The sequence below is a fragment of the Candidatus Pantoea gossypiicola genome (genome assembly GCF_008632075.1).
Classification (GTDB): Bacteria; Pseudomonadota; Gammaproteobacteria; order Enterobacterales; family Enterobacteriaceae; genus Pantoea; species Pantoea gossypiicola.
The window spans coordinates 109,885-122,045 of the sequence record NZ_VWVM01000009.1 but is presented as its reverse complement, the minus strand read 5'-3'; the positions used below and the strand labels follow the sequence as shown (position 1 = coordinate 122,045).

The following is a 12,161-nucleotide window of genomic DNA, read 5'->3' as shown; positions in this document are numbered from 1 at the left end:
GGATTCAGTCTGCCGGAAGTGTTGTTTGCTCTGCTGTTAATGGCATTAAGCAGCAGCACGCTGCTGAACTATCATCGCGCACTGGCGCTGGGATTCAGTCAGCAGTGGTATCAGCGCGAGGCATGGCGGGTGGCTGAGCAGCGCCTGGCAGGGCATGACGTTGCCGGGTGGAAATCGACGCTGCAACAGCAGAGCGGCCCTTCAGGCTGTACCCTGGAGCGGGCGGATGTGACAGGGCCTTATCAGCGCAGCGCGACTCTGACCCGGCTGCGATGTTAAAGGTCACGGGTCGCCCTTTTGATGGGTTTCAACCGCGATACGCGGTAAAGTGACAGTGCCGCAATACCGCAGTCACGTTCTGAGTTATCACAGGAGTTTTCATGTTTCACGTTTATCACTCAAATCAGCTTGATGTGCTGAAGATTCTGGCGGCGGCGGTGATTAAACATGATCCTCTTGATGATCCTTTCGCCTCAGAAATGGTGCTGGTGCAGAGCCCGGGAATGGCGCAATGGCTGCAGATGGAGCTGGCGCAAACCTTTGGCATTGCGGCCAATATTGAATTCCCGCTGCCCGCCAGTTTTATCTGGGAGATGTTCGTCCGCGTTCTGCCCGATATCCCGGTAGAGAGTGCTTTCAGCAAGGCCAGCATGGGCTGGAAGCTGATGCACCGGCTGCCAGTGATGCTCGAACATGACGAGTTTGTCTCTTTACGCCACTATCTCCATGACGACGGTGACAAGCGTAAACTTTATCAGCTCAGTTCACGCGTGGCCGATCTGTTCGACCAGTATCTGGTTTATCGTGCCGACTGGCTCAACAGCTGGGAGCGTGGCGAAACCATTGACGGACTGGGTGAAGCGCAGCGCTGGCAGGCCGCACTGTGGCGCGATCTGGTAAGTTATACCCAGGCGTTGCGCCAGCCCGAATGGCACCGTGCCAACCTCTATTCGCGATTTATTCAGACGCTGGAGCAGGCGAAAACCACGCCGGAAAATCTACCGAAACGGGTCTTCATCTGTGGTATCTCTGCACTGCCGCCAGTCTATCTGCAGGCGTTGCAGGCGCTGGGACGTCACATCGACATCCATCTGCTGTTCACCAATCCCTGCCGCGACTACTGGGGCGACATTCAGGACTATGCGTTTCTGGCGAAACTGCAGAGCCGTCAGCGCCGACGTCATGGTGCCGATGAATCACGCGGGCTTTTCCGGGATGCAGAGCAGGCACCCGCGCTGTTTAACGACGCTGGCGAACAGCAGCTCACTAACCCGCTGCTTGCCTCATGGGGCACGCTGGGACGCGATAACCTGTTTCTGCTCAGTCAGATGGAGTCAAACGACGATATTGATGCGTTTGTGGATGTAGAGCCGGATAACCTGCTGCACTGCATGCAGCACGATCTTCTCAACCTGCAGGATAACGCCATCATCGGACTGAATGCGGCGGAACTGGCGCACAGCGATCAGAAGCGCCGCCTGGATCCGAACGATCGCTCTATTGCGGTACAGGTCTGCCACAGCGCCCAGCGTGAAGTCGAAGTATTGCAGGATCATCTGCTGGCGATGATGGAGACCGATCCGACGCTGAAAGCACGTGACATTATCGTCATGGTGGCAGACATCGACGCTTACGCGCCGTTTATTCAGGCGGTGTTCGCCAACGCACCCGCCGATCGCTACCTGCCGTTTGCGATTTCAGACCGGCGGGCCAGTCAGGCGCATCCGGCCATTGTGGCCTTTCTGAATCTGCTGGCACTGCCGGACAGCCGTTTTGTCTCAGAGGATGTGCTGGCGCTGCTGGATGTCCCGGCGCTGGCTGCTCATTTCTCTATTGATGAAAGCGGCCTGCGCTTACTCCGGCGCTGGGTCAGCGAATCGGGTGTGCGCTGGGGGCTGGATGATGCCAGCGTGGAAGCGCTGTCACTTCCGATTACCGGCCAGCACACCTGGCGCTTTGGCCTGCAGCGCATGCTGCTGGGCTATGCGATGGAGAGCCACAACGGTGACTGGGAAGGGATTCTGCCTTATGACGAGTCGAGTGGTCTGGTGGGGGAACTGGCGGGACATCTGGCAGAGCTGCTTTCCCGGCTTAATCACTGGCGGCAACTGCTGGCCGAACCCCGTCCGCTGGTCGCCTGGCTGCCACTGTGCCGGGAATTGCTGAACGCCTTTTTCAGCCCTGATGCAGAAACCGAGGCTGCCCTGCTGCTGGTGCAAGAGCAGTGGCAGCAATTGATCGAATATGGCATGGATGCGCGCTTTGAAGAGGCGATTCCGGTGGCGCTGTTGCGTGATGATTTGCGTAGCCGGCTTGATCAGCAGCGCATCAGCCAGCGTTTTCTGGCTGGACAGATTAACTTCTGCACCCTGATGCCGATGCGCTCAATTCCTTTTAAACTGGTCTGTCTGCTTGGCATGAATGACGGCGTCTATCCCCGTACCCTGGCACCATTAGGTTTTGACCTGATGCAGCAGCAATCCCGCAAAGGCGATCGCAGCCGCCGCGATGATGATCGCTACCTCTTTCTGGAGGCGATGATTTCGGCACAGCAGCAGCTCTACATCAGTTATATCGGACGCGCGATTCAGGATAATACGGAACGCTACCCTTCGGTGCTGGTCACAGAACTGCTGGATTACATTGGTCAGAGTTTTTATCTGGAGGGTGACGGTCATCTTGAGCTTGATGAGAGTGCTGCGCGGGTGCGGATGCACCTGCAGCACCTGCACAGCCGGATGCCATTTGCTGCAGAAAACTTCCAGCCAGCTGCCAGACTCCAGAGCTTCGCCCGTGAGTGGCTGCCTGCCGCGCAGGGAACCGGGCAGCCGCAACCTGATTTTGTTCAGCCGCTGGAAGCGCCGTTAATTGATGCGCTGACGCTGGAGGCGTTTCTGCGTTTCTGGCGACATCCGGTCCGCGCCTGGTTTCACCAGCGGCTCGGTGTAAGTTTCTGGCTGGAGGAGAACGAACTGCCCGACAGCGAGCCATTTGCCCTCGACAACCTGGAGCGTTACCAAATCAATGCGCAGCTGCTGAATGCCCTGGTCGAAGGCGAGGACACCCAGCGGCTTTATGCGCACCATCGTGCGGCCGGTAATCTGCCTTATGGCGCGTTCGGTGAGCTGTTCTGGCAGGCGCAGCGTGATGAGATGCAGGAAGTGGCTGCTGAAGTGGTCACTCAGCGCAGTGATGGCGAGAGCTGGGAAGTAAACCTGCAGCTGGAGCAGGTCAGCTTAACCGGCTGGCTGACGCAGGTGCAGAGTGACGGATTACTGCGCTGGCGGCCTGGCGTGCTCAACATGAACGACGGACTGTTACTCTGGCTGGAGCATCTGGTCTACTGCGCACTGGGCGGCACCGGCAGCAGCCGGATGTTTGGCCGGCAGCAGAGCCGCTGGTGTTTCCTCGCCGTGCCGCAGGCTGAGGCGATCGCTGCGCTGAATGAATATGTCGCAGGCTATCTCGCGGGTATGCGCCAGCCGCTGATGTTGCTTAACAAGAGTGGCGGCGCGTGGCTGACCGCCAGCTATGACAAAAAAAGCCAGCAGTTGCTGACCGATGAAGCGACGCAGCTCAAAGCGCGTAATCGACTGCTGACCGCCTGGCAGGGTAATTATCAGGTTGAGGGCGAGGGCGGCGATCCCTATCTGCAGCGTCTTTGCCGTGTGCTGGATGAGCCACAATTGCAGCAGATAACTGAGGCGGCACAGCACTGGTATTTACCGGTGCTGGCTGCACATCAGGATGATGAATAGCAGGTCAGAAGGCACTTTTGCTAACTGGCTTATTACACAGAAATTTTGCTCTGCTTTGAGCCGCCGTGTCAGAGATTGGCGGCTTATCGGGAAACGAGAGGGGTTTACATGCGGGTACACGCACGCTGGATAGCGGCGCTATTGTTAAGCCTGGTGGCCTGGACAGCACAGGCGCAGGCATCATCAGGCTGGCAGCCAGTTAACGACACCATTCGCAAAAGTGAACAGGATCCTCGCCACTATCAGGCAATCCGACTTGATAACGGGATGACGGTGTTACTGGTTTCCGATCCTGTCGCACCGAAATCGCTGGCAGCACTGACGCTGCCGATAGGATCGCTGGACGATCCCAATCAGCAGGCGGGACTGGCACACTACCTCGAGCATATGGTGCTGATGGGCTCAAAGCACTACCCGCAGCCGGATAACCTGGCCGAGTTCCTGAAAAAGCATGGCGGCAGCCACAACGCCAGCACGGCCTCTTACCGCACCGCCTTTTATCTGGAAGTAGAAAACGATTCGCTGGAACCGGCGGTTGATCGACTCGCGGATGCGGTGGCTGAGCCACTGCTGGATCCGGTTAACGCCGATCGCGAACGCCACGCCGTGAACGCCGAGCTGACCATGGCGCGCTCGCGCGATGGCCTGCGTATGGCCCAGGTGGGCGCTGAAACGCTTAATCCGGCGCATCCGGCGTCACGTTTCTCGGGCGGCAATCTTGAAACATTGAAAGATAAGCCCGGCAGCAAACTACACCAGGCGCTGCTGGATTTTTATCACACCCATTACTCTGCGAACCTGATGAAGGCGGTGATCTACAGCAACAAACCGCTGCCGGAGATGGCATCAATTGCGGCCAGAACCTTTGGCCGGGTGCAAAATCATGACGCCAGCGTGCCGGAGATTACGGTGCCGGTGGTGACGGAAGCGCAGCAGGGCATCATCATTCATTACGTTCCGGCCCAGCCGCGCAAGCAGCTCAAAATTGAATTCCGCATTGCCAATAACAGCGATCGCTTCCGCAGTAAAACCGACACGCTGATTAGCTATTTAATCAGCAACCGCAGCAAAAATACGCTGACTGACTGGCTGCAAAAGCAGGGGCTGGCCGATGGGGTCAATGCGGGCGCTGACCCGATGACCGAGCGTAATAGTGGCGTATTTGCGATTACCGCGTCACTCACGGATAAGGGGCTGGCACAGCGTGACGAAGTGGTAGCGGCTATATTCAGCTACATCAATCTGCTGCGTCAGCAGGCCGATGATAAGCGCTATTTCGATGAAGTTTCACACGTGCTGGCGCTCGATTTCCGCTATCCCTCTATCACCCGCGATATGGATTACATTGAATGGCTGGTTGATACTATGCTGCGTGTGCCGGTTGAACACACGCTGGATGCGCCTTATCTGGCGGATCAGTACGATGCTGCCGCGATTAAAGCCCGGCTGAACGAGATGACCCCGCAGCATGCACGCATCTGGTATATCAGCCCGCAGGAGCCACACAACAAAACCGCCTATTTTGTGGATGCGCCTTATCAGGTTGAGAAGATCACGCCACAAACCTTTGCCGACTGGCAACAGCGCGCCAGCCAGATCACGCTGGCGATGCCCGTGCTGAACCCCTATATCCCGGACGACTTCACCCTGTTGCCGTCGGACGGAAAAACGTATCAGCATCCGGTGAAGCTGGACAACAATGACGGTATGCGCATTTACTGGATGCCCAGCCGTTATTACGCCAGCGAGCCTAAAGCGGCGATCACCCTGGCGTTACGCAATAAAAACGCCATCCGCGACGCCCGTCAGCAGGTGCTGTTTGGCCTGAATGATTACCTCTCCAGCCTGGCACTGGACGAACTTAACTCGCAGGCTTCGGTGGGCGGCATCAGCTTCACAACCGGCGAAGATGAAGGGCTGGTGTTCAGTGCCAACGGCTTCACGCAACGTCTGCCGACGCTACTGAAGAAACTGGTGGAGGGTTATGCCACTTTCCAGCCGACAGAACAGCAGCTTGAGCAGGCTAAATCCTGGTATCTGGAGCGGCTGGACGCGGCAGAAAAAGGCAAGGCGTTTGAGCAGGCGATTCAGCCGATGCAACTGCTGTCGCAGCTGCCTTATACCCAGCGCGAGACGCGCCGCAGGCTGGTCAGCACAATCTCACTCAAGGATGTGACGACCTACCGCGATACGCTGTTCCGCGATGCGACGCCAGAGATGCTGGTAGTGGGTAACCTCAGTGCTGACAGCGTGAAGCAACTGGGACATGAGCTTAAGCAGCAGATGCAGAGTAATGCCACCCGCGACTGGCACAGCCAGTATGTGACCATTAAAAAACCGCTGAAAGCCAACCTGCAGCAGAAGGGCAGCAGCACCGACTCCGCTCTTGCCGCCCTCTATGTTCCACTGGGATATGGTGAATATCAGAGCATGGCGCACAGCTCAATGTTGAGCCAGATCGTTCAGCCGTGGTTTTACAATCAGCTGCGTACTAAAGAGCAGCTCGGCTATGCGGTCTTTGCCTTCCAGATGCCAGTGGGCCGCCAATGGGGTGTCGGCTTCCTGCTGCAAAGTAACAGCAAGCAACCGGACTGGCTGTTGCAGCGTTATAAGGCCTTCTATCCACAGGCAGAAAAACGATTACGCAGCATGAGTAAGGCAGATTTTGCCCAGTACCAGCAGGCGATGATCAATGATTTGCAGCAGCGTCCTCAGACGCTCTTTGAGGAAGCAGATCGTTTTAGCCGCGACTTTGATCGGCAGAATGATCACTTTAATACCCGGCAAAAAGTGATCGAGCAGGTTCAGCAGTTAACCCCGGCCAGCCTGGCAGACTTTTTCCGGCAGGCCGTGATTGAACACAAGGGCATGGCAATGACCTCGCAGATTGCCGGCACCGGCAATGGCAAAACTGAATTTGCCCGCCAGCCTGGCTGGAAAACCTGGAATGAAGTGGCGCAATTGCAGCAGTCGCTGCCGGTAAAGAGTGAGACCCAATGACGCAGTTACCTCCCGTATCGCTGAATCCTTTAACGCTGCCGCTCAGAGGCGAGCGGCTGATTGAGGCGTCAGCGGGAACCGGAAAAACCTTTACCATTGGACTGCTCTATCTGCGCCTGCTGCTGGGGCTGGGCGGAGAAAACGCCTACAGCCGCCCGCTTTCGGTAGAAGAAATCTTAGTGGTGACCTTCACCGAAGCCGCCACTGCGGAACTGCGCGGACGCATCCGCGAGAATATTCATCAGTTACGTCTGGCCTGTATCCGCGGCAAAAGCAGCAATCCGATGCACCAGTTACTGCTGGAGCAGATGCCGGATCTCAGTCAGGCCGCCGCGCAGCTGCTGGCTGCTGAGCGGCAGATGGATGAAGCCGCCATCTTCACTATTCACGGTTTCTGTCAGCGGATGCTCAATCTCAACGCGTTTGAATCGGGCATGCTATTTGAGCAGGAACTTATTGAAGATGAGCAGGCGCTGCTGAAGCAGTCGACCGCTGATTTCTGGCGTCGTCAATGCTATCCACTGAGTCTGGATGTGGCGCGAATCATTGCTGCGGAGTGGAGCGGGCCTGACAGCCTGCTGACCACGCTGCGCCCCTGGCTGCAGGGAGAATCACCCAGCCTGAAACGTCCGCCCGCAGCCGATGAGACGCTGGCATCACGCCACGCCCGTAACCTTGCGCGCATTGAGGCTATCAAACAGCAGTGGCAGACGCTTAGCGCCGATGTTGAAGGCATAATCAGTGCTTCTGGCGTGGATAAGCGCAGCTACAGCAGTAAACATCTGCCCAACTGGGTCGCAAAAGTCACGCAGTGGGCCAGCAGTGAGACGCTGGATTATCAACTGCCGAAAGAGCTGGAGCGCTTTGGGCAGCAGGTGCTGGATGAGAAAACCAAAAAAGGTGACGCCCCGCGACATTCGCTGTTTGAGGCGATCGATCAGTTTCTGGCAGAACCCTTGTCGCTGCGCGATGTGATCATCGCGCAGGCGCTGACCGATGTGCGTGCCACGGTGCAGCGTGAAAAGCGGTTACGCGCACTGTTAGGCTTTGATGATCTGCTCAGTAAACTCGATGAGGCGTTGCAGCAGCCCGGCGGCGTGTTGCTGGCAGAAACCATCCGGGCGCGTTTCCCGGTGGCCCTGATTGATGAATTCCAGGATACCGATCCACAGCAGTATCGAATCTTTCGCACGCTCTATATGAATCAGCCGGAGCAGGCGCTATTACTGATCGGCGATCCCAAGCAGGCAATCTATGCGTTTCGCGGTGCGGATATTTTTACTTATCTGCGGGCCAGAAGCGAAGTCAGTGCTCACTATACGCTCGATACCAACTGGCGTTCTTCACCTGAGATGGTCGGGAGTGTCAACCGCCTCTTTTCTCAGCTCGATTCACCTTTCCTCTTCTCGGCGATCCCCTTCCAGCCGGTTAAGCCTGCTGCACCCAACGAGTCACTAAAGCTGATTTTTGACCAGCAGCAGCAACCCGCATTGCGTTTCTGGCTGCAGCCTGGCGAGGGCGTTGGCAACAGCGACTACCAGCAGTTTATGGCGCAGCAGTGTGCCGCCGATATCAGCCGCTGGCTGGTGGCGGGACAGCAGGGACGAGCCTGGCTGGGTAAAGGTGAGGCGCTGCAACCGGTGCGGGCTTCCGATATCACCGTGCTGGTGCGCAGTCGCAATGAGGCCGGTTTAATCCGCGACGCGCTGAATGCATTGTCGATTCCGTCGGTCTATCTCTCCAGTCGGGACAGCGTCTATACCACGCCGGAAGCGCGCGAATTACTCTGGTTGCTGCAGGCGATACAGGCACCGGAACAGGAACGGCTGCTGCGTAGCGCCCTGGCAACGTCGATTTTTGCCATCGATGCGGCGACCCTGGACGCGCTGACACAGAATGAGCGCGAGTGGGATGCGCTGGTGGAGCAGTTTGCCATCTGGCAGCAGTTATGGCATCAGCGTGGCGTGTTACCGATGCTGCGTGATGTGATGATCAAGCGGCAACTGGCGGAGAATATGCTGGCCTCGGAGAACGGTGAACGTCGCCTGACTGACCTGATGCATCTGGGGGAACTATTGCAGGAAGCCTCGGTGCAGCTGGAGAGTCCGCACGCGCTGGTGCGCTTCCTGGCGCAGCAGATTGCCCGGCCAAACAGCCAGGCCTCCAGCCAGCAGCTGCGTCTGGAAAGCGACCGCCATCTGGTGCAGATCATCACCATCCATAAATCGAAAGGGCTGCAGTATCCGCTGGTCTGGCTGCCGTTTGCCGCCGGGTTTCGCGAGGCGGCCAGCGCACTCTATCACGATCGCGATAACTTCACGGCGCTGCTGGATGTGCAGGGTGATGCGCAGAGTCTGGCGCTGGCCGAAGAAGAACGGCTGGCAGAGGATCTGCGTCTGCTCTACGTGGCGCTGACCCGTTCGGTTTATCACTGCAGCGTGGGCATTGCACCGCTGATCAAAGGCACTCGTAAAAAAGAGGGCGAAAGCGATCTGCACAAGAGCGCGCTGGGCTACCTGGTACAGCAGGGTCAGGCGGCCGATGCGCAGCAGCTCAGCCAGCGACTCAATGCATTAACCGGTGAAGGGATTGCCCTGGTTGAAGAAGATCTGCAGCCGGGCGAAATGTGGCAGGATGCACAGCAGGGCGACGAGGCGTTAAGCAGCCGCGACGTAACCCGCGCCCTGGCGGATGTCTGGCGGGTAACCAGTTATTCCGGTCTGCAACAGCATCACAGCTCGCCACTGCTGGATGCGTTACCTAACTTCGATATTGATGCAGCGGGCGAAGAGGAGAGGGATGAAGAGGCGGCATTAACGCCGCATCACTTTCCTCGCGGTGCCTCACCCGGCACCTTCCTGCACGGCCTGTTTGAGTCGATCGACTTTACCGAACCGCCGGATCGCATCTGGCTGGAAGATCAGCTGCAGCACAATGGTTACCCGCTGAGCTGGTTACCGGTCATTGAACAGTGGATTGATAGGGTGTTACATACGCCGCTCAACGCAGAGGGGCTGACGCTGTCGGCAATCAAAGGCAGCGAAAGACTCATTGAGATGGAGTTTTATCTGCCGATCAATAATCTGCTGACGGCGACGGATCTTGACGATCTGCTGCGTCGTCACGATACACTCTCTCAGCAGGCCGCTCCGCTGGATTTTCGCCAGGTGCGCGGCATGCTGAAGGGTTTTATCGATCTGGTCTTCCGCTGGCAGGGAAAATATTATCTGCTGGATTACAAATCGAACTGGCTGGGGGAAAGTCACGCCGCTTACACGCCCGAAGCGATGGCGCAGGCGATGATTGGCCACCGTTACGATCTGCAGTATCAGCTCTATACGCTGGCGCTGCATCGCTATCTGCAGCATCGCCTGCCGGACTACGACTATCAGGACCATTTTGGCGGGGTGTTTTATCTGTTTTTACGTGGGGTGGATGGCAGCTCGCCGGACAACGGCATTTTTGCCACCCGACCTTCCGAAGCTTTTGTGGAAGAGATTGATGCGCTGTTTGGTGAAACCGGGGAGATGTTATGAGTGACATGCTGAGTCTGCTGCTGCAGGCGGTTGAGAAGCGTCTCCTGCGGCCACTGGATATTCAGTTTGCCCGTCTGGTGGCGACAGAATCACAGCCTGCGCTGCTGCTGGCGGCTGCCTGCGTCAGCGCGGAGGCGGGAGAAGGACACGTCTGTTTACCGCTGAGCAACCTCTGTGAAGATAGCCTGTTTGCGGGGCGTCAGCCTGCACTGGCCCAGGCCATCTGGCAGGCGGCTGGCGCACCGGATGACTGGTCATCACGCCTGGCAGACTGGCCGGCCGTCAGTGACGGCAGCCGTGTGACACCGCTGGTGCTGAGTAACCAGCGTTTGTATCTGCATCGGCTGTGGCACAGTGAAGGCCGGGTCGCCGACTTCTTTGCTGTGCAGGAAATCAAAACCGCGTTTGATATGCGTGCCGCAGGTGACGTGCTGAACAGTCTGTTTGGTGACCAGCCGGAGAACTGGCAGAAAATTGCTGCAGCCGTGGCGCTGACCCGCAAGACGGCGGTCATTTCTGGCGGGCCGGGCACCGGTAAAACCACTACCGTGGCGAAACTCCTCGCCGCCCTGATTCGCCTGAATCCCGGCGCGCTTCGGATTCAGTTGGCGGCACCGACCGGTAAAGCTGCTGCACGGCTGACTGAGTCTCTGGGCCGGGCGCTGCAGGATCTGGCGGTCAGCGACGAAGAACGGCGGCGTTTCCCCGCCGAAGCCACCACGCTGCATCGCCTGCTGGGCGCACAGCCTGATACCCAGCGGTTACGTTATCATGCCGGCAATCCGCTGCATCTTGATGTGCTGGTAGTAGATGAAGCGTCGATGGTCGATCTCTCGATGATGGCAAAACTGATTGCCGCGCTGCCTGCCCATGCCCGCGTGGTGTTTCTGGGCGACCGCGATCAGCTCGCCTCGGTTGAAGCGGGTGCGGTGCTGGGCGACATCTGCCGCTGCACGGAAAGTGGCTACAGCCTGGCGCGGGCAGAACAGCTTGCCCTGCTGACCGGCTGTACGCTGCAGGGCAGTGACGACAGGCAGGCACCAGTCGTGCGTGACAGCATCTGCCTGTTGCAGAAAAGTTACCGTTTTGACGCTTCATCCGGTATCGGCCAGCTGGCCAAAGCGATCAACCGCGGTGATGCAGAGCAGGTCAGGGCGGTGTTTGCTGCGGCCCATGACGATGTCAGCTATCAGACGCTGAACAGCGCGGAAGCGTATCAGGTGATGCTCGATGAGGTCGCACAGGGTTATCAGCCCTTCCTGCAGCTTATCCGACAGCAGGCGGAGCCGGCTGAGGTGATTGCCGCCTTTGGCAGCTATCAGCTGCTGTGTGCGTTACGTGACGGGCCTTTTGGCGTGCAGGGCCTGAACCAGCGCATTGAGCAGCGGCTGATGCAGCTGCAGCGCATCCGACGTCCTGGTATCGGCAGCCGCTGGTATGCCGGGCGTCCGGTAATGATCACCCGAAATGACAGCGCACTCGGCCTGTTTAACGGTGATATCGGCATTACGCTGCGGGATGAAGAGGGTAACCTGAAGGTCTTTTTCCCGCTGCCGGATGGGTCAATCAAGGCGATCCAGCCGAGCCGGTTACCTTCGCATGAAACGGCCTGGGTGATGACGGTGCATAAATCGCAGGGATCGGAGTTTGAACACACCGCGCTGGTCATGCCGACGCAGTTTCTGCCGGTGCTGACCCGTGAACTGGTCTATACCGCGATTACCCGTGCCCGCAAACAACTGACCATTTACAGCGAACCGGGCGTATTTCAGCGCGCCGTGCAGTTACAGACGCAGCGACGCAGCGGTCTGGTGGAGCGACTGGGTGAAACCAGCTGAGAAGAAGGGGGGACAGTCCACAATGGAGG

General features: G+C 57.9%; 5 protein-coding genes. All 5 read left to right on the top strand.

Translation table 11 applies throughout. The annotated features are described in order from the left end of the window. Positions 1-39: 39 nt before the first annotated feature. The 5 genes from F3I20_RS13575 to recD all read left to right on the top strand — a co-directional run bounded on the left by F3I20_RS13575 (position 40) and on the right by recD (position 12,132). Positions 40-279, top strand: a complete 240-nt coding sequence (locus F3I20_RS13575) for a prepilin-type N-terminal cleavage/methylation domain-containing protein (protein WP_190285934.1) — start codon at positions 40-42, stop codon at positions 277-279. A gap of 101 nt (positions 280-380) precedes the next feature. Beyond that, the gene (gene recC, locus F3I20_RS13570) at positions 381-3,758 is read left to right on the top strand and encodes an exodeoxyribonuclease V subunit gamma (RefSeq protein ID WP_150059920.1); all 3,378 of its coding nucleotides are present in this window, start codon (positions 381-383) and stop codon (positions 3,756-3,758) included. Positions 3,759-3,866: 108 nt separating this feature from the next. Next, the gene (gene ptrA / locus F3I20_RS13565; RefSeq protein ID WP_150037788.1) at positions 3,867-6,758 is read left to right on the top strand and encodes a pitrilysin; all 2,892 of its coding nucleotides are present in this window, start codon (positions 3,867-3,869) and stop codon (positions 6,756-6,758) included. Continuing rightward, complete coding sequence (gene recB / locus F3I20_RS13560) at positions 6,755-10,294, top strand: exodeoxyribonuclease V subunit beta (RefSeq protein ID WP_150037787.1); 3,540 nt, start codon at positions 6,755-6,757, stop codon at positions 10,292-10,294. Before ptrA ends, recB begins: the two co-directional genes overlap by 4 nt. Further along, a complete protein-coding gene (gene recD / locus F3I20_RS13555; protein WP_150037786.1) occupies positions 10,291-12,132 on the top strand; it encodes an exodeoxyribonuclease V subunit alpha in 1,842 nt (613 codons plus the stop codon). The genes recB and recD overlap by 4 nt, the downstream gene beginning before the upstream one ends. Positions 12,133-12,161: the final 29 nt, after the last annotated feature.

What these genes read in the sequence shown, in the direction of transcription:
- F3I20_RS13575 (WP_190285934.1), top strand. Translation starts at nt 40, where the DNA reads ATGGCATTAAGCAGCAGCACGCTGCTGAACTATCATCGCGCACTGGCG.
- recC (WP_150059920.1), top strand. Translation starts at nt 381, where the DNA reads ATGTTTCACGTTTATCACTCAAATCAGCTTGATGTGCTGAAGATTCTG.
- ptrA (WP_150037788.1), top strand. Translation starts at nt 3,867, where the DNA reads ATGCGGGTACACGCACGCTGGATAGCGGCGCTATTGTTAAGCCTGGTG.
- recB (WP_150037787.1), top strand. Translation starts at nt 6,755, where the DNA reads ATGACGCAGTTACCTCCCGTATCGCTGAATCCTTTAACGCTGCCGCTC.
- recD (WP_150037786.1), top strand. Translation starts at nt 10,291, where the DNA reads ATGAGTGACATGCTGAGTCTGCTGCTGCAGGCGGTTGAGAAGCGTCTC.